The 17,555-nt window shown below is 73.0% G+C and carries 14 protein-coding genes; 11 read left to right on the forward strand and 3 right to left on the reverse strand.

The genetic code is table 11. From position 1 onward, the window contains the following. Nucleotides 1–514: 514 nt before the first annotated feature. The gene (locus tag AB0I11_RS22330; RefSeq protein ID WP_357323573.1) at nt 515–2,677 is read right to left on the reverse strand and encodes an elongation factor G-like protein EF-G2; all 2,163 of its coding nucleotides are present in this window, start codon (nt 2,675–2,677) and stop codon (nt 515–517) included. A gap of 253 nt (nt 2,678–2,930) precedes the next feature. On the opposite strand from AB0I11_RS22330, the gene pgsA reads away from it, so the two are divergent. The 7 genes from pgsA (at nt 2,931) to AB0I11_RS22365 (ending at nt 9,030) form a co-directional block, all read left to right on the forward strand. Next, nucleotides 2,931–3,551: a phosphatidylinositol phosphate synthase gene (gene pgsA / locus AB0I11_RS22335; RefSeq protein WP_357323576.1), complete on the forward strand. Its 621-nt coding sequence runs from the start codon at nt 2,931–2,933 to the stop codon at nt 3,549–3,551. After that, nucleotides 3,548–4,480 carry a phosphatidylinositol mannoside acyltransferase gene (locus AB0I11_RS22340; RefSeq protein WP_357323579.1) on the forward strand — a complete coding sequence of 311 codons (933 nt, stop codon included), beginning with the start codon at nt 3,548–3,550 and terminating at the stop codon, nt 4,478–4,480. Before pgsA ends, AB0I11_RS22340 begins: the two co-directional genes overlap by 4 nt. Before the next feature lie 11 nt (nt 4,481–4,491). Beyond that, on the forward strand, nt 4,492–5,652 hold the full coding sequence (locus tag AB0I11_RS22345; RefSeq protein WP_357323582.1) for a glycosyltransferase family 4 protein: 1,161 nt from the start codon (nt 4,492–4,494) through the stop codon (nt 5,650–5,652). 82 nt (nt 5,653–5,734) lie between these two features. Continuing rightward, nucleotides 5,735–6,238 carry a hypothetical protein gene (locus tag AB0I11_RS22350; protein WP_357323585.1) on the forward strand — a complete coding sequence of 168 codons (504 nt, stop codon included), beginning with the start codon at nt 5,735–5,737 and terminating at the stop codon, nt 6,236–6,238. Nucleotides 6,239–6,366: 128 nt separating this feature from the next. Beyond that, on the forward strand, nt 6,367–7,284 hold the full coding sequence (pdxS, locus tag AB0I11_RS22355; protein ID WP_357323588.1) for a pyridoxal 5'-phosphate synthase lyase subunit PdxS: 918 nt from the start codon (nt 6,367–6,369) through the stop codon (nt 7,282–7,284). 76 nt (nt 7,285–7,360) lie between these two features. Further along, nucleotides 7,361–8,020 (forward strand): pyridoxal 5'-phosphate synthase glutaminase subunit PdxT, encoded by a 660-nt coding sequence (gene pdxT, locus AB0I11_RS22360; RefSeq protein ID WP_357323591.1) that lies wholly within the window; start codon nt 7,361–7,363, stop codon nt 8,018–8,020. 260 nt (nt 8,021–8,280) lie between these two features. Beyond that, nucleotides 8,281–9,030, forward strand: a complete 750-nt coding sequence (locus AB0I11_RS22365) for a YebC/PmpR family DNA-binding transcriptional regulator (protein WP_357323595.1) — start codon at nt 8,281–8,283, stop codon at nt 9,028–9,030. Nucleotides 9,031–9,109: 79 nt separating this feature from the next. Here the strand turns inward: AB0I11_RS22365 and AB0I11_RS22370 are convergent, their stop codons facing one another. Both AB0I11_RS22370 and AB0I11_RS22375 read right to left on the reverse strand, forming a co-directional pair. Then, on the reverse strand, nt 9,110–10,057 hold the full coding sequence (locus AB0I11_RS22370; protein WP_357323597.1) for a permease prefix domain 1-containing protein: 948 nt from the start codon (nt 10,055–10,057) through the stop codon (nt 9,110–9,112). Beyond that, complete coding sequence (locus AB0I11_RS22375; protein WP_357323600.1) at nt 10,054–10,395, reverse strand: PadR family transcriptional regulator; 342 nt, start codon at nt 10,393–10,395, stop codon at nt 10,054–10,056. Before AB0I11_RS22375 ends, AB0I11_RS22370 begins: the two co-directional genes overlap by 4 nt. Before the next feature lie 217 nt (nt 10,396–10,612). Between AB0I11_RS22375 and dnaE the strand changes: the two genes are divergently transcribed. The 4 genes from dnaE to AB0I11_RS22395 all read left to right on the forward strand — a co-directional run bounded on the left by dnaE (nt 10,613) and on the right by AB0I11_RS22395 (nt 17,518). Beyond that, complete coding sequence (gene dnaE, locus AB0I11_RS22380) at nt 10,613–14,146, forward strand: DNA polymerase III subunit alpha (RefSeq protein WP_357323604.1); 3,534 nt, start codon at nt 10,613–10,615, stop codon at nt 14,144–14,146. 105 nt (nt 14,147–14,251) lie between these two features. Further along, nucleotides 14,252–15,289, forward strand: coding sequence for an aminotransferase class V-fold PLP-dependent enzyme (locus AB0I11_RS22385; RefSeq protein ID WP_357323607.1), 1,038 nt, complete (start codon nt 14,252–14,254; stop codon nt 15,287–15,289). Between the two features lie 788 nt (nt 15,290–16,077). Continuing rightward, nucleotides 16,078–16,839: an ABC transporter ATP-binding protein gene (locus tag AB0I11_RS22390; RefSeq protein ID WP_357323610.1), complete on the forward strand. Its 762-nt coding sequence runs from the start codon at nt 16,078–16,080 to the stop codon at nt 16,837–16,839. Further along, a complete protein-coding gene (locus AB0I11_RS22395; protein WP_357323613.1) occupies nt 16,826–17,518 on the forward strand; it encodes an ABC transporter ATP-binding protein in 693 nt (230 codons plus the stop codon). Before AB0I11_RS22390 ends, AB0I11_RS22395 begins: the two co-directional genes overlap by 14 nt. Nucleotides 17,519–17,555 lie beyond the last annotated feature (37 nt).

The raw sequence follows: 17,555 nt of genomic DNA on the forward strand, positions 1-17,555 counted from the left end.
TCACACGGACCAAGGAGCGACGACGTCAGCGAGCGACCCACACGATTTTCAGCCCGGAACGGGCCACCTCGCCAGAGGCGACAAGGACTAACCCCACCCACCCACCCGCGGCGCCCCACACAGCCCGCCACCCTCCGCCGGCCCCAGGCACCGCTCCCCGCCCCACCCGCTCCGCCGCCCCCACCCGCCCCACCCGCTCCACCCGCCCCACCCGCTCCACCCGCCCCACCCGCCCCACCCGCTCCACGATCATGGAGTTGTGGCACCGGACAAACCCGGCTTATGCCGGCGTCGCGGGCGCCACAACTCCAAGATCGACGAGGCCGGGCGCGGGCGCGGGCGGGCGCGCGGGCGCGGGCGGGCGCGAGGGGGCGGGCGGGCGCGAGGGGGCGGGCGGGCGCGAGGGGGCGAGCGGGCGCGAGGGGGCGGGCCGACAGGAGGGCGCGGCTGGGGAGGGGGAGGAGAAGGGGTGGGGGGAGGGAAAAGAGGGAGGGGAAAAGAGGGAGGGGGTGGGTCAGGGGTGGGGGGTGGCTTCCTTGCGGACCTGGTCGGCGAGGTGGGCGGGCATCGGCTCGTAGCGGGCGAACTCGCGACGGAAGGTGCCGGTGCCGGCCGTCATCGAGCGCAGCTCGACCGCGTACCGGAGCAGTTCGGTGGCCGGGACCTCGGCGCGCACCAGGGTGCGGCCCTCGGCGTCCGGGTCCGGCTCGGTGCCGAGCACCCGGCCGCGCCGGCCGGAGAGGTCACCCATCACGGCGCCGACCGCGGAGTCGGGCACCCGGATGATCACCTCGTCCACCGGCTCCAGCAGGGCCGGCTGCCCCTGCTCGGCGGCGTCGCGCAGCGCCAGCGCGCCCGCGGTCTGGAACGCCGCGTCGGAGGAGTCCACGCTGTGCGCCTTGCCGTCGAAGAGGGTCACCCGCAGGTCCACCACCGGGTAGCCGGCGACCAGGCCGCGCTCCATCTGCGCGCGCACGCCCTTCTCCACGGACGGGATGTAGTTGTGCGGCACCGCCCCGCCGACGACCTTGTCCACGAACTCGAAGCCGGCGCCGCGCGGCAGCGGCGTCACCTCGATGTCGCAGACCGCGTACTGACCGTGGCCGCCGGACTGCTTGACGTGCCGGCCGTGCCCGCGGGCGCCGGTGGTCAGGGTCTCCCGCAGCGCCACCCGGACGGGCTCGGTCTCCAGCTCGACGCCACCGGCGCGGAGCCGGTCGAGCAGCACGTCGGCGTGCGCCTCGCCCATGCACCAGAGCACCAGCTGGTGGGTCTCGGGGTTGCGGTCCAGCCGCAGCGTCGGGTCGCCGGCCACCAGCCGGCCCAGGTTGCGGGCCAGCGCGTCCTCGTCGGCCCGGCTCTTCGCCACGATGGCCACCGGCAGCAGCGGCTCCGGCATTTCCCACGGGGCGATGAGCAGCGGGTCGTCCTTGGTCGAGATGGTGTCGCCGGTCTCCGCGCTGCCCGACTTGGTGATCGCGCAGATGTCGCCGGCCACCGCGGTGGCCACCTCGCGCAGCGTCGCGCCGAGCGGGCTGTACATGTGCCCGACCCGCTCGTCGGCGTCGTGGTCGGGGTGGCCGCGCTCGGCCATGCCGTGCCCGGACACGTGGACCACCTGGTCGGGGCGGAGCGTGCCGGAGAAGACCCGGACCAGGGAGACCCGCCCGACGTGCCGGTCGACGGTGGTCTTGACCACCTCGGCGACCAGTGGCCCGTCCGGGTCGCAGGCCAGCGGCGGCCGGGGTGAGCCGTCCACCCCGGTGACCGCCGGCAGCTCGTGCTCCAGCGGTGACGGGAACGCCGCCACCAGGCCGTCGAGCAGCGCGTCCAGGCCGACGCCGGTCTCCGCGCAGACCGGCACCACCGGGTAGAAGTGGCCCCGGGCGACGGCCTTCTCCAGGTCGGTGATGAGCACCTCGGTGTCGATCTCCTCGCCGCCGAGGTAGCGGTCCATCAGGGTCTCGTCCTCGCTCTCGGCGATGACTCCCTCGATGAGCTCGTTGCGCGCCTCCTGGATGGCGGGCAGGTGCTCCGGGTCGGGCTCGCGTACCGCGGCCGGCAGCCCGCCGGAGTAGTCGAAGACCCGCCGGGTGATCAGCCCCATCAGCCCGGCCACGCTCTCCCCGTCGTCGCCCAGCATCGGCAGGTAGAGCGGGAGCACGTTGTCGCCGAAGACCCGCTGGCAGAGCGCGACCGCCTCGTCGAAGTCGGCGCGTGGGTGGTCCAACCGGGAGACCGCCACGGCCCGCGGCATGTCCACCGCGGCGCACTCCTCCCAGAGGGCGGCGGTGGCGGCGTCCATCCCGTCGACGGCGGAGACCACGAACAGCGCGGCGTCGGCGGCCCGCAGCCCGGCGCGCAGCTCGCCGACGAAGTCGCCGTACCCGGGGGTGTCCAGGAGGTTGACCTTGACGTCGCGGTGCAGCAGCGGGGCGCAGGACAGGCTCACCGAGCGCTGCTGGCGTACGGCGGCCGGGTCGTGGTCGCAGACCGTGGTGCCGTCGGTGACGCTGCCGGCCCGGCCGATCGTGCCGCTGGCCGCGAGCAGCGCCTCGACCAGGGTGGTCTTGCCCGCCCCGGAGTGCCCGACGAGCACCACGTTGCGAACCCTGCCGGGTTCGGTCACCACCGGCGCGCCGCCGGTGACACCCTTCTCCTGGTTCTTCTGCGCCATCGCGGCGCACCTCCCTCAGCCGGTGGTGGTGGCGACCGCCGCTCGCGACGGGGAAGCGGCCCCGGGCGGGTTCCGCGGCGATATCTTCCGGTGATCTCCTCCGGGACGGCAACGCGGACCGGTGTCCCGGTGAACTGGCTCACCTCCCACGCTCGATCTCACACCCGTGACCGGGCCGGCACAAGTACGTCAGGGCGGGTCGGGACGACCGGCTGTGTCCCCGGCCGCCGCCGGCCGTTATCGTGGGACCGCCATGGCGAAGATCTTCCAAGTGACGGCCCGCGCGGGCATGACCCGCGTCGTGGAGCCGATCGCGCGCGGACTGCTCCGCGCCGGTGTGTCCCCCAACGCGGTCACCGTGACCGGGACCGTCGGCGTACTCGTCGGCGCGCTCGGCTTCGGCGCCCGCGGCCACCTGGTCGCCGGCGCGCTGATCGTCACGGTCTTCGCGCTGACCGACCTGCTCGACGGCACGATGGCCCGGATGAGCGGCGGCTCGACCCGGTTCGGGGCCTTCCTCGATTCGAGCATGGACCGGGTCGCCGACAGCGCCGTCTTCGGCGCGGTGGCGTACTGGCTGGCCACCGAGCACGAATACTCCGGGGTGGCGGCGGCGCTGCTCTGCCTCGCCGCCGGCGGGCTGGTCTCCTACGTCAAGGCCCGCGCCGAGGGCCTGGGCATGACCTGCAACGTGGGCATCGCCGAGCGCACCGAGCGGCTGCTGATCGTCGGGGTGGGCGGCCTGCTCACCGGCCTGGGCCTCGACCCGGCCCTGGAGATCGCGCTCTGGCTGCTCGCCGCGGTCTCGATCTTCACCGTCGGGCAGCGGATGGCCCACGTGTACCGGCAGGCCCAGCGGGTCGGCGCGGAGTGAACCTCACCGAGGCGGGCTTCGTCGCGGGGTGGCGCCTGGCCCGGGCGCTGCCCCGGCCCGTCGCGGCCGCGGCCTTCCGGGTGGGCGCCGACCGCGCGCACCGCAAGGGCGGCGGGGGTACCCGCCGGCTGCGCGCCAACCTGCGCCGGGTGGTCGGTCCGGAGCTGCCCGAGGCGGAGCTGGACGCGCTGGTCCGCGACGGCATGCGTTCCTACGCCCGGTACTGGCTGGAGGCGTTCCGGCTGCCGAGCCTGAGCCGCCGGGACATCCTCGCCGGGTTCCGCCTGGACGGCGCGGAGCTGCTCGCCGCGGACGTGGCCGCCGGGCGGGGCGCCGTGGTGGCGCTGCCGCACGCCGGCAACTGGGACGCGGCCGGCGCCTGGGTGGCGGCGACCGGCTGGCCGATCACCACGGTGGCGGAGCGGCTGCCGAAGGGTGTGTTCGAGCGGTTCGTCGCGTTCCGGGAGGGACTGGGCATGGAGATCCTGCCCAGCCACGGCGGCCCTCGCCCCCCGTTCGACGTGCTGGTGGACCGGCTGCGGGCCGGTGCGGTGGTGCCGCTGCTCGCCGACCGGGACCTCTCCGCCCGGGGCGTGGAGGTCGACTTCTTCGGTGGCCGGACCCGCATGCCGGCCGGCCCGGCGCTGCTGGCGATCCGCACCGGCGCCCCGCTCTACGTGGCCTCGATGTGGTTCGAGCCGGACGCCGCCTGCGCCTCGATCGAGGGCCCGCTGCCGCTGCCGGATCCGGACAGCGCCCCGCTGGACGCCCGGGTGCGCGCGGTGACGCAGCGGATTGCCGACGGTCTGGCGGCGGGCATCGCCCGGCATCCGCAAGACTGGCACATGTTGCAACGGATGTGGCTCGACCAGGGTCCGGGCGGGACGTCCTCGCCGACGCAGCCACCGGCCACCACCGGGACGGTCTAGGAGGGGGCGCAATGCGCATCGGCATCGTGTGCCCGTACTCCTTCGACGTCCCGGGCGGGGTGCAGAACCACGTCATGGACCTGGCCGAGGCGCTGCTCGGGCTGGGCCACGAGGTGAGCGTGCTGGCGCCGGCGGACGAGGACTCGGCGCTGCCGCCGTACGTGGTGTCGGCGGGGCGGGCGGTGTCGCTGCCGTACAACGGCTCGGTGGCCCGGATCGCGTTCGGGCCGGTCTCCACCGCGCGGGTGCGGCGCTGGATCACCCGGGGCGAATTCGACGTGCTGCACGTGCACGAGCCGCTCACCCCGAGCCTGTCGATGCTGGCGGTGCTCTGCGCGCGGGGGCCGGTGGTGGCCACCTTCCACACCGCGATGACCCGGTCCCGGGTGCTGTCGGCCGCGCAGGGGGTGCTGCAGATCGTGCTGGAGCGGATCACCGCCCGGATCGCGGTGAGCGCGCTGGCCCGCAAGGTGCAGGTCGAGCACATGGACGGCGGGGCCGTGGAGATCCCGAACGGGGTGGCGGTGGCGAAGTTCGCCGGTGTCGAGCCGCTGCCGGGCTGGCCGGGGGAGTGCGCGCCGGGCAGCGGCGGGACGCTCGGCTTCCTGGGCCGGTTCACCGAGCCCCGCAAGGGCTTCCCGATCCTGCGGGACGCCTTCGTCGCGCTGGCCGCGCAGCGTCCGGGGCTGCGCCTGCTGGTGGCCGGGCCGGGCGACGCGGACGACCTGTACGGGCAGTTCCCGGCGGCGCTGCGGGACCGGGTCAGCTTCCTCGGCATGGTCTCCGAGGCGGACAAACCTCGCATGCTGCGCAGCGCGCACCTCTACGTGGCGCCGAACACCGGCGGGGAGTCGTTCGGGATGATCCTCACCGAGGCGCTGGCCGCCGGCACCACCGTGGTGGCCAGCGACCTGGACGCCTTCCGCCGGGTCCTCGACGGCGGGCGGGCCGGGCGGCTCTATCCGAACGGAGACGCGGTGGCGTTGCGGGCCGCATTGGGCGAACTGCTCGACGACGCGGACGAGCGGGCCCGGCTGACCGCGTGCGGCGACCAGCTGGTGGCGAATTTCGACTGGCCCGTGGTTGCCCGCCGGGTTGTCGAGGTATACGCAGCGGCGATCGAGGCCACCGACGGCCGGGTCATCGACCAGGAGTGGGCGGAGCTGGGCTGACTCCCGTGGCCGGTGGGGTCCGGGTGGAGCGCGCTGGGGCCGGGAACCGTGCGGGCCGGGCGGGAGGAGGAGCAGCACTACGATGCCGGGCATGTGGTGGGTGGTGGGCACGATCCTGGTCGTCGGCCTCGGCGCGGCGTACCTGATCTGGACGGCCGGCCGGGTCCAGCGGCTGCAGGCCCGGGCGGAGTCGGCCGCCCGGGCGCTCGACGCCCACCTGTTGCGCCGCGCGGCGGCCGCGGCGGTGCTGGCCGAGCGGCGGTACGGGGTGGAGCTGTACGCGGCCGCCCGGATCGCCCTGGACGCCGTCCCGGAGGAACGTGAGGCCGCCGAGAACGACCTGACCCGGCAGCTGCGCGGGATCGAGCTGGATCCGGACGATCCGGCCTGCGAGGCGGTGATCGCCGCGAGCCGGCGCCTCGCCCTGGCCCGGCAGGTGCACACCGACCTGGTCCGGGACGCCCGGTCGGCGCGTGGCCGCCCGGTGGTGCGGCTGTTCCGGATGGGGCGGGGCCGCGACTGGCCGCGCTACTTCGACATCGACGATCCCACCGTCGTGCCGCGGGCGGACGTCACCACGGGCTGAGGCGGCGGGCCGGTGACGCCGACCACAGAGCAGGCCACCGGGGGTTTGATTGGCTGTCGGATCGGCGTTGGGCCGGTCGTAGCATCATCCGCAGCCACCCCCCGCGTACGTCCGAGGAGCGATGACCCGTGTCCGAATCCACCTCCCCGAACACTGACTCCACCGCCCTGGTCGGCACCGCCCGCGTGAAGCGGGGCATGGCCGAGATGCTCAAGGGTGGCGTGATCATGGACGTGGTCACCCCCGAGCAGGCCAAGATCGCCGAGGATGCCGGCGCCGTCGCCGTCATGGCGCTGGAGCGAGTGCCCGCCGACATCCGCGCCCAGGGCGGGGTGTCCCGGATGAGCGACCCGGACATGATCGACGGCATCATCGACGCCGTCTCGATCCCGGTCATGGCCAAGGCCCGGATCGGCCACTTCGTCGAGGCGCGGATCCTGCAGGCCCTCGGCGTGGACTACGTCGACGAGTCCGAGGTGCTGACCCCGGCCGACTACGCGAACCACATCGACAAGTGGGCGTTCACCGTCCCCTTCGTCTGCGGCGCGACCAACCTGGGCGAGGCGCTGCGCCGGATCACCGAGGGCGCCGCGATGATCCGTTCCAAGGGCGAGGCCGGCACCGGCGACGTCTCCAACGCCACCACCCACATGCGCAGGATCCGCCAGGAGATCCGCCGGCTCCAGTCGCTGCCCGAGGACGAGCTGTACGTCGCCGCCAAGGAGCTTCAGGCGCCGTACGAGCTGGTCAAGGAGGTTGCCGAGGCGGGCAAGCTGCCGGTGGTGCTGTTCACCGCGGGCGGCATCGCCACCCCGGCCGACGCGGCCATGATGATGCAGCTCGGCGCCGAGGGTGTCTTCGTCGGCTCGGGCATCTTCAAGTCGGGCAACCCGGCCCAGCGCGCCGCCGCGATCGTCAAGGCCACCACCTTCCACGACGACCCGGACGTGCTGGCCAAGGTCTCCCGCGGCCTCGGCGAGGCGATGGTCGGCATCAACGTCGACGAGATCCCGCAGCCGCACCGGCTGGCCGAGCGGGGCTGGTGAGCGGGGCGGGGCGCCCGCCCGAGGCATCCGGCCGCGGCGGGTCCCCCGCCCGACGACCCGTGGAGAGGAACGACCGGTGACCGTACCCCAGATCGGCGTGCTCGCCCTGCAGGGCGACGTGCGTGAGCACCTCGCGGCCCTGGCCGGGGCCGGGGCGGACGCCCGCCCGGTGCGCCGGGCGGCCGAGCTGGACGCGGTCGACGGGCTGGTCGTCCCCGGCGGCGAGTCCACCACCATGAGCAAGCTCGTCGACATCTTCGAGCTGCGGGAGCCGATCGACAAGCGGATCGCCGGCGGGATGCCGGTCTACGGCTCCTGCGCCGGAATGATCATGTTGGCCACCGAGGTGCTGGACGGCCGGGCCGACCAGCGTGGCTTCGCCGGCATCGAGATGACCGTCCGGCGCAACGCGTTCGGCCGGCAGGTCGACTCGTTCGAGGCGCCGGTGCGGCTCGCCGGGGTCGCGGGCGGGCCGTTCCACGCCGTCTTCATCCGGGCCCCCTGGGTGGAACGGGTCGGCGACGGCGTCGAGGTGGTCGGCCGGGTCACCGACGACGACTCCAGGTCGCCGCGTGGCGTCCGACGCGCCGAGCTGGAGTCGTCGTCCGGCCCGGCCGCGGACCGGATCGTCGCGGTCCGGCAGGGCCACCTGCTGGCCACCTCGTTCCACCCGGAACTCACCGGTGACCTGCGGCTGCACCGCTACTTCGTGGACCTGGTCCGGGCCGCCGGCTGAGCCCGTCCGGCCTGGTCCGGGCGTCCGCCGGCCGGTTCCGCGGCCCGGCTCCCTGCTCCGCCGGGGGCGGCCGTCGGCGTGTCGCCGGGCCCGCCATGGGTGCCGGGTGTGACATGCGGGGCCCCGACCTCGGTAGGATTGCCGCTGGTTCGGCAGGGCTCACCGCCCGCCGCCGCCCTCCAGCCGACCGCCCGGCGGTCCCGGTCCGGCGCGGGCGCGGACAGTCGACGCAGGCGTGAGTCAACAGACGGAGGTATGAGATGTCCGGCCACTCAAAGTGGGCGACCACCAAGCACAAGAAGGCCGTCATCGACGCCAAGCGCGGCAAGATGTTCGCCAAGCTGATCAAGAACGTCGAGGTGGCGGCCCGGACCGGCGGCGGTGACCCGGCCGGCAACCCGACCCTCTACGACGCCATCCAGAAGGCGAAGAAGAACTCCGTTCCGAACGACAACATCGATCGCGCGGTCAAGCGCGGCTCCGGCCTGGAGGCCGGCGGCGCCGACTACCAGACGATCATGTACGAGGGCTACGGCCCGAACGGCGTCGCGCTGCTCATCGAGTGTCTGACCGACAACCGCAACCGGGCGGCCACCGAGGTGCGCACGGCGCTGACCCGCAACGGCGGCTCGTTCGCCGACGCCGGCTCGGTGTCGTACATGTTCTCCCGCAAGGGCGTGGTGATCGTCCCGAAGGCGGGGACCACCGAGGACGACGTGATGATGGCGGTCCTGGACGCGGGCGCCGAGGAGGTCAACGACCTCGACGAGGCGTTCGAGGTGGTCTCCGAGCCGACCGACCTGATCGCGGTGCGCACCGCCCTGCAGGACGCCGGTATCGAGTACGAGTCGGCCGAGTCCTCGCTGATCCCGAGCGTCAACGTCCCGCTCGACGAGGAGGGCGCTCGCAAGATCTTCAAGCTGATCGACGTGCTGGAGGACTGCGACGACGTGCAGAACGTCTACGCGAACTTCGACGTCAGCGACGAGGTGATGGCGGCGGTGGGCTGAGCCGGCCCCGACCACGCCACCCGGTACGCGCCGCGGCCCGGCACCCCTGTGGGTGCCGGGCCGCGGCGTGTCGAGCGGGTCAGCGCCGGTTGCGGTACGCCTTGACCGCGCTGTCGATGATGTCCCAGGCGGTGACCAGGGCGGTGCCGACGGCGACGAAGGTGGCGACGTTGTGCAGGTTCTCCGCCTGGGAGAGCCACTCCCACCGCTGCACGAAGTCCGGGTTGAGCAGCCGGTCGGTGGAGATCAGCCAGAGCACCGGGACGGCGAACGCGAGGTCCAGCGCGGCGTTGACCGCGACCAGCGGCCAGGTCCAGCGGCCGGCGCGGAACTTGGCGAACTCCAGGCCGATGGTCGCGACCAGCACGGCCATCAGGAACGGCAGCCAGAAGCTCCACAGCGCGGGGTCGAGGATCGGCAGGTTGCCGCCGCCGTCGCCGGGCACGAACGAGTGGAAGTGCTGGATCGGCAGGTACGCGATGACCAGCACCAGGAACCCGATGGCGGCGACCGTGTCGACCGGCGTGATCTGCCGGGCGGTGTAGTCCTCCTGGAGCTGGTCGACGGTCCACGCGGGCAGGTGGAGCGAGGTGTTGGTGCGCTCCAGCACCGCGAAGACCAGGGTGACCCAGAAGGCGATCTGGACCGCGGCCTGGATCGCCGCGCTGATCCCCGCGCCGATCGCGCCGCCCCCGTTGCCGTCGGAGGCCTCAACCAGGCCGACGACGACCCCGACGAGCGCCGGGATGAAGCTGAGCAGCAGCTTCATCAGCCGCTCCCAGGCCAGGTAGTAGGCCGGGCCGATGAGCTGGAGCCGCCGGTCGGCGTAGCGGGCCGCGAGCTGCGCGGGGTTGCCCAGCTCGGTGAGCACCTCGCGCTCGGCGGTGGCGACGTCGCGACCGTCGGCCCGCCGACCGTCGATCATGTCCTCGATCGAGCCGCGCAGCTCGGTCGCGATCTCCTCGCGCCGGTCGGCCGGCACCGCCCGCAGGGTGGCGGCGAGGTAGCGGTCGGTCAGGGTGGTCATTGTCCTACTCCTTCGATCAGCCCGGTGAGCGAGGTCTGTACGGCGGCGAGGTCGTCGAGGAGCCGGCGGAGCACCGTCTCCCCGGCGTCGCTGGTGCGGTAGAACTTGCGCGGCCGGCTTTCCTCGGTGTTCCACTCGCTGGTCAGCAGCCCCTGCTCCTCGAGGCGGCGCAGCAGCGGGTAGAGGGTGTTGGCGTCCACCGGGAAGCCGTGCCCGGTGAGCCGTTGCAGCAGGGAGTAGCCGTAGTCGGGGTGGCGCAGGGCGATCAGGCTCGCCACCACGACGGTGCCCCGGCGCAGCTCCTGGAGGTGGGTCCGTAGTACGTCGTCGCTGCCCATGCGTCACACCATACTGTGTGACACACACTAATGTCTAGCGCTACATCGTCGTGTAGTGAACAACGATGTGTGCGGAGCGGCGGCGACCAGGAAACGGAGGCCGGACACGAGACGCGGGCCACCCTCGGCGCGGACGGTGGAGCCGCCGAGTTGACCTCGGTAGGGTGGTTCCCGGTCGGCTCCGACCGCCAAGATCCACAGCTGGGGGGCGCCTCGCATGGGCGATTCGTTCGCGCATCTGCACGTACACACCGAGTACTCGATGCTCGACGGGGCGGCCCGGCTCAAGGACCTCTTCGCCGAGGTCGGCCGGCAGGGAATGCCGGCGGTGGCGATGACCGACCACGGCAACATGCACGGCGCGAACGACTTCTACAAGCAGGCGATGGCCGCTGGGGTCACCCCCATCCTCGGCGTCGAGGCGTACGTGGCGCCGGAGTCGCGCTTCCACAAGCAGCGGGTCAAGTGGGGCCGACCGGAGCAGAAGAGCGACGACGTCTCCGGCAACGGCGCGATCACCCACATGACCATGTGGGCGCAGAACCGGACCGGGCTGCACAACCTGTTCAAACTCAACTCGCGCGCCTCCATGGAGGGCCACTACATCAAGTGGCCCCGGATGGACATGGAGCTGATCGCCGAGTACGCGGAAGGGATCATGGCGACCACCGGCTGCCCGTCCGGTGCGGTGCAGACCCGGCTGCGGCTCGGCCAGTTCGACGAGGCGCTCAAGGTCGCCGGGGCGTACCAGGACATCTTCGGCAAGGAGAACTACTTCCTGGAGTTGATGGACCACGGCCTGGACATCGAGAAGCGGGTCCGGGAAGGGCTGACCGAGGTCGGTCGCAAGCTCAACATCCCGCCGGTGGTCACCAACGACTCGCACTACACCACCGAGTCGCAGGCCGAGGCGCACGACGTCCTGCTCTGCGTGCAGACCGCCAGCAACATCGACGACCCCAACCGGTTCCGCCTCGAGGGCGGCGGCTACTACATCAAGTCGGCCGACCAGATGCGCGCGGTGAACACCTCCGAGCTCTGGCTGGAGGGGTGCCGCAACACCCTGCTGATCGCCGAGAAGGTCGACCCGGCCGGGATGTTCGAGTTCCACAACCTGATGCCGCGCTTCCCGACCCCGGAGGGGGAGACCGAGGAGTCCTGGTTCCGCAAGGAGACCTTCGCGGGGCTGGCCCGCCGGTTCCCCGGCGGGGTTCCCGAGACCCACGTCAAGCAGGCCGAGTACGAGCTGGGCGTCATCATCCAGATGGGCTTCCCGTCGTACTTCCTCGTGGTCGCCGACTTCATCCAGTGGGCCAAGAGCCAGGGCATCGCCGTCGGCCCGGGCCGCGGTTCGGCCGCCGGCTCGCTCGTCGCGTACGCCCTGGGCATCACCGACCTGGACCCGCTGCCGCACGGCCTGATCTTCGAGCGGTTCCTCAACCCCGAGCGGGTCTCGATGCCGGATGTCGACATCGACTTCGACGAGCGCCGGCGCGGTGAGGTGATCAAGTACGTCACCGAGAAGTGGGGCGAGGACAAGGTCGCGCAGATCGCCACCTTCGGCACGATCAAGGCGAAGGCCGCGATCAAGGACTCGGCCCGGGTGCTCGGCTACCCGTACGCGGTCGGCGACCGGATCACCAAGGCCATGCCCCCGGCCGTGATGGGCAAGGACATCCCGCTCACCGGCATCTTCGACCCGAAGCACCCGCGCTACGCCGAGGCCGGCGAGATCCGTGGTCTCTACGAGTCCGACCCGGACGTCAAGAAGGTCATCGACACCGCGCGCGGCATCGAGGGGCTGATCCGGCAGACCGGCGTGCACGCCGCCGGCGTCATCATGTCCGCCGAGCCGATCATCGACCACATCCCGCTGATGCGCCGGGACGCCGACGGGGCCATCATCACCCAGTTCGACTACCCGACGTGCGAGTCGCTCGGGCTGTTGAAGATGGACTTCCTCGGCCTGCGCAACCTGACCATCATCGACGACGCGCTGAAGAACATCGAGAGCAACCACGGCCGCAAGGTCGACCTGCTCCAGCTCCCGCTCGACGACAAGCCGACGTACGAGCTGCTGGCCCGCGGCGACACGCTCGGCGTGTTCCAGCTCGACGGCGGCCCGATGCGCTCGCTGCTGCGGCTGATGAAGCCGGACAACTTCGAGGACATCTCCGCCGTCCTGGCGCTCTACCGGCCCGGCCCGATGGGCGCCAACTCGCACACCAACTACGCGCTGCGCAAGAACGGCCTGCAGGAGATCACCCCGATCCACCCGGAGCTGGCCGAGCCGCTGGAGGAGATCCTCGGCCCCACCTACGGCCTGATCGTCTATCAGGAGCAGGTGCAGCGCGCCGCGCAGAAACTCGCCGGCTACAGCCTCGGCCAGGCCGACCTGCTGCGCCGGGCGATGGGCAAGAAGAAGAAGGAGGTCCTCGACAAGGAGTTCGTGCCGTTCCGCGACGGCATGCGCGGCAACGGCTACTCCGACGAGGCCATCCAGACCCTCTGGGACATCCTGGTCCCGTTCGCCGACTACGCGTTCAACAAGGCGCACACCGCCGGCTACGGGCTGGTGTCGTACTGGACCGGCTACCTCAAGGCCAACTACCCGGCCGAGTACATGGCGGGGCTGCTCACCTCCGTCGGCGACGACAAGGACAAGATGGCGCTCTACCTGTCGGAGTGCCGCCGGATGGGCATCCAGGTGCTGCCGCCGGACGTCAACACCTCGGCCGGGCCGTTCACCCCGGTCGGGAAGGACATCCGCTTCGGCCTGGCCGCCATCCGCAACGTCGGCGCGAACGTGGTCGCCTCGATCATGCGGTGCCGGGACGAGAAGGGCAGCTACACCGACTTCTACGACTTCCTGTCCAAGGTGGACGCGGTGGTCTGCAACAAGAAGACCATCGAATCGCTGATCAAGGCCGGCGCGTTCGACTCCCTCGGCCACCCCCGCAAGGGCCTGCTCGCCGTGCACGCCGACGCGATCGACGCGTACGCCGACGTGAAGCGCAAGGAGGCCGTCGGCCAGTACGACCTCTTCGGCGCCGGCTTCGGCGACGCGGACACCGGCGGCAGCACCACGGTCATGCCGACCATCGGCGCGGGGGAGTGGGACAAGCGGGACAAGCTCGCGTTCGAACGCGAGATGCTCGGCCTGTACGTCTCGGACCATCCGCTGTTCGGCCTGGAGCACATCCTCAACGCCGCCGCGGACACCACCATCGCCGCGCTCAACGAGGAGGGCGCGGTGCCCGACGGCGCGGTGGTCACCCTGGCCGGCATCCTCTCCGGCGTGCAGCGCCGGGTGACCAAGCAGGGCCGGGCGTGGGCCTCGGCCACCCTGGAGGACCTCGCCGGCGGGGTGGAGACGCTGTTCTTCCCGAACACCTACGAGGTGATCGGCCAGTACATCGCCGAGGACGCCATCGTGGTGGTCAAGGGGCGGGTGGACCGCCGCGACGACACCCCGCGGATCATGGCGATGGACATGTCCATGCCGGACGTCACCAGCAACCCGGCGACCAAGCCGGTCACCCTGACCATCCCGGTGCACCGCTGCACGCCGCCGCTGGTGGAGAAGCTCAAGGAGACCCTGGTGCTGCACCCCGGCGACACCGAGGTGCACGTCAAGCTGCTCAACGGCGGCAAGGTCACCACGCTGCGGCTCGGGCCGTTCCGGGTGGCCGCCACCACGGCACTGATGGGCGACCTGAAGAGCGTGCTCGGCCCCGCCAACGTCAGCTGACCCCGGGCCGCCCTCGCCGCGGGCGCGTTCGCGACCTGCCCGCCGAGGGCCGCCGGCCGCGGATTGGCCGTCCCGGCCGCCGCCGGCGCTCGTTAGCGTCGGGGCATGGACCTCGCGCAGGCGCAGAAGCTCTGGCAACCGGAGCCCGGGTGGCTGAACACCGCCACCTACGGGCTGCCGCCCGACCCCGCCTGGGAGGCGGTGCAGGAGGTGCTCGCCGACTGGCGGGGCGGGCGGGTCTCCTTCGAGGGCTGGGACCCGGCCGTCGGCCGCTCCCGGGCGGCCTTCGCCGGCCTGGTCGGCGTACCCGCCGAGGACGTGACCGTCGGCAGCACCGCCTCGCAACTGCTCGCCCCGGTGGCCGCCGCGCTGCCGCCCGGGGCGACCGTGGTGGTGCCCGAGGTGGAGTTCACCTCGCTGCTCTTCCCCTGGATGGCGCAGCAGGACCGGGGGGTGCGGGTGCGGACGGTCCCGCTGGCCGGCCTGGTCGACGCCATCGACGCGGACACCGACGTGGTCGCGTTCAGCCTGGTGCAGTCCGTCGACGGCAGCGTCGCGCCGTACCGCGAGATCGTCGCGGCGGCCCGGGCGCACGGCGCGCTCGTGGTGGTCGACGCCACCCAGTCCTGCGGCTGGCTGCCCTTCGACGCCGGCCTGGCCGACGCGGTGGTCGTCGCCGCGTACAAGTGGCTGATGGCGCCGCGCGGCGCGGCCTTCGCCTACCTGGCCCCGGCGCTGCGTGACCGGATGCGTCCGGACGCCGCCAACTGGTACGCGGGTGCGGACCCGCAAGCCTCCTACTACGGCCCACCGCTGCGGCTGGCCGACACCGCCCGGCGCTTCGACATCTCCCCGGCCTGGTTCAGCTACGTCGGCGCGGCCCCAGCGCTCGAACTGCTCGCCGAGGTCGGGGTGGCGGCGGTGCACGAGCACGACGTGGCGCTGGCCAACCGGTTCCTCGCCGGGCTGGGCCACCCGCCGGGCGACAGCGCGATCGTCACGGTGACGGTGCCGGACGCGCAGCAGAAGCTGGCCCGGGCCGGGGTGCGCGCCGCCGTCCGGGCCGGCCGGGTCCGCGCGTCGTTCCACCTCTACACCACCGAGGCGGACGTCGACCTGGCCCTGACCGCGCTGACCGGCTGATCCGCGGCGGCTCGCGACGGGCTGAACCATCGCGGGCGGCGGCTGCCCCGCCGAACGGCTGCTCCGCCGCGCTGATCCGCCACGGGCCGTCCCGCGACGAACTGAGCGGGTGCTCCCACCCCGGGACCGGGCGGGAGCGCCCGCTCAGGCCAACGGGCCGCCGACCCGCCGGCGCGCCGGCCCGCGGAGGGCGGCGCTCGACCGGCGGCGGACGGGGTCCCTTCCGGACGTGTGACGCCCAGCGGGCCCCTCGACGCGGCGGCCACCCCCAAACTATCGGCGCAAGTTTCCCGCCGTCCACCCCGGACCGTGCCTCGCCCCGACCCCTACCCGCCGGCCGACGGACCGCACTGAACCCCGCGGGCGCCGCCGGCTGCCGTCCCGCACTGAACCCCGCGGGCGCCGCCGGCTGCCGTCCCGCACTGAACCCCGCGGGCGCCGCCGGCTGCCGTCCCGCGCCGGGCGCGGACGGGACGGGCTCCGTCGGTGCGGCGTCGACGACGGCGACCGGTAGGCCCGTCCCCGGCCACGGCGGGACGCGGCCGGGGCGCGCCGCGTGACGGTGGTGCCACCACATGTCGACGCCCGCCGATGACTCCCCGGGCGATGGGGCGCGCCGGACGGGCCGGCCCACTATGGCGGGCCAGGCCGTCCGCCGGGGGGCGAATGTGTGGTCGGTCGACATGGTTCGATCCGGTGAGCGCGCCGTAGGTTTCCTGCACGCGACGGCCCTGTGACCCCGGTCACCGACCTGGCCGCCGCTGGTGGGACCTGCGGAGGGTGTGGCGATGGCCGGGCAAGCGATCCTGTCGGCCCGCGGGCTGACCCGGGACTTCCGGGGCTTCCGGGCCGTCGACGGGGTCGACCTCGACGTGGCGCCGGAGTCCGTGCACGCCCTGGTGGGGCCGAACGGCGCCGGCAAGACCACGCTGTTCAACCTGCTCACCGGCTTCCTGCCGGCCAGCGGCGGACGGATCGAGCTGGCCGGGCGGGACGTCACCGGCCTGCCCCCGGAGCGGGTCGCCCGGCTCGGGGTGGCCCGCTCGTTCCAGATCACCAGCCTCTTCCCGCAGCTCGCCGCCCGCGAACACGTCGAGCTGGCGCTCCAGTCGGGCAGCGGGCTGGGCTGGCGGTTCTGGCGCTCGGCGAAGCTGATGCGCCGCTACCGGGAGCGAGCCGACGAGCTGCTCGCCATGGTCGGCCTCGCCGAGCTGGCCGAGGCCCCCGCCGAGGCCCTCGCGTACGGACGCAAGCGGGCCCTGGAGCTGGCCATCGCCCTCGCCCTCGACCCGAAGGTGCTGCTGCTCGACGAGCCCACCGCCGGCATGGGGCTGGAGGACGTCGACCGCACCGTCGACCTGATCGCCACGGTCCGCACGGGCCGCACCGTGGTCATGGTGGAGCACAACATGAGCGTCGTCGGCCGGCTGGCCGACACCGTCACCGTCCTGCAGGCCGGCAAGGTGCTCGTCGAGGGGCCCTACGAGCAGGTCCGCGCCGACGAGCGGGTCATCACCGCCTACCTGGGAGCCGCGGATGCTGCGCATTGAGAACCTCTCCGCCTGGTACGGCGAGGCGCAGGTGCTGCGGGAGGTGAGCCTGGAGGTGGCCGCCGGCGAGGTGGTCACCCTGGTCGGCCGCAACGGGGCCGGCAAGTCCACCCTGCTGCGCAGCGTGATGGGGCTGCACCCCGGCCAGCGGGGCACGGTCACCCTCGACGGTCGGGACATCACCCGGCTGCCGGCGTACCGGCGGGCGCGGGCCGGGCTCGGCTGGGTGCCCGACGACCGGGGCGCGTACGCCACCCTGACCGTCACCGAGAACCTGACCCTGCCGCCCCGGGTCGGTCCCGACCCGTGGTCCCTGGACCGCATCTACGCGGCGTTCCCGGCGCTGCACACCCGCCGCGACTCGCCGGCCACCCGGCTCTCCGGCGGCGAGCAGCAGATGCTCGCCCTGGCCCGGGTGCTGCGGATGGGCGCCCGGCTGCTGCTCTGCGACGAGCCCACCGAGGGCCTGTCGCCGCTGCTCGTGCAGCAGGTCGGCGACCTGCTGCGGGACGCCAAGCGGCACGGCGTGACCGTGCTGCTGGTCGAGCAGAACCTGCACTTCGCCACCGGCGTCGCCGACCGGCACTACCTGCTGGCCGAGGGACGCATCGCGGAGGCGATGGACAACTCCGAGGTGCGCTCGCGGGAGCGCGAGCTGCTGGCGTACCTCGGCATCTGACACGACGGCTGACCCGCGCGGACCGCGCGGTACGAAG

This window comes from Micromonospora sp. NPDC050495 (genome assembly GCF_040655175.1).
GTDB lineage: Bacteria > Actinomycetota > Actinomycetes > Mycobacteriales > Micromonosporaceae > Micromonospora.

Coding starts and splice junctions, on each gene's coding strand:
- AB0I11_RS22330 (WP_357323573.1), bottom strand. CDS start 2,677: ATGGCGCAGAAGAACCAGGAGAAGGGTGTCACCGGCGGCGCGCCGGTG.
- pgsA (WP_357323576.1), top strand. CDS start 2,931: ATGGCGAAGATCTTCCAAGTGACGGCCCGCGCGGGCATGACCCGCGTC.
- AB0I11_RS22345 (WP_357323582.1), top strand. CDS start 4,492: ATGCGCATCGGCATCGTGTGCCCGTACTCCTTCGACGTCCCGGGCGGG.
- AB0I11_RS22350 (WP_357323585.1), top strand. CDS start 5,735: ATGCCGGGCATGTGGTGGGTGGTGGGCACGATCCTGGTCGTCGGCCTC.
- AB0I11_RS22365 (WP_357323595.1), top strand. CDS start 8,281: ATGTCCGGCCACTCAAAGTGGGCGACCACCAAGCACAAGAAGGCCGTC.
- AB0I11_RS22370 (WP_357323597.1), bottom strand. CDS start 10,057: ATGACCACCCTGACCGACCGCTACCTCGCCGCCACCCTGCGGGCGGTG.
- AB0I11_RS22375 (WP_357323600.1), bottom strand. CDS start 10,395: ATGGGCAGCGACGACGTACTACGGACCCACCTCCAGGAGCTGCGCCGG.
- dnaE (WP_357323604.1), top strand. CDS start 10,613: ATGGGCGATTCGTTCGCGCATCTGCACGTACACACCGAGTACTCGATG.
- AB0I11_RS22385 (WP_357323607.1), top strand. CDS start 14,252: ATGGACCTCGCGCAGGCGCAGAAGCTCTGGCAACCGGAGCCCGGGTGG.
- AB0I11_RS22390 (WP_357323610.1), top strand. CDS start 16,078: ATGGCCGGGCAAGCGATCCTGTCGGCCCGCGGGCTGACCCGGGACTTC.
- AB0I11_RS22395 (WP_357323613.1), top strand. CDS start 16,826: ATGCTGCGCATTGAGAACCTCTCCGCCTGGTACGGCGAGGCGCAGGTG.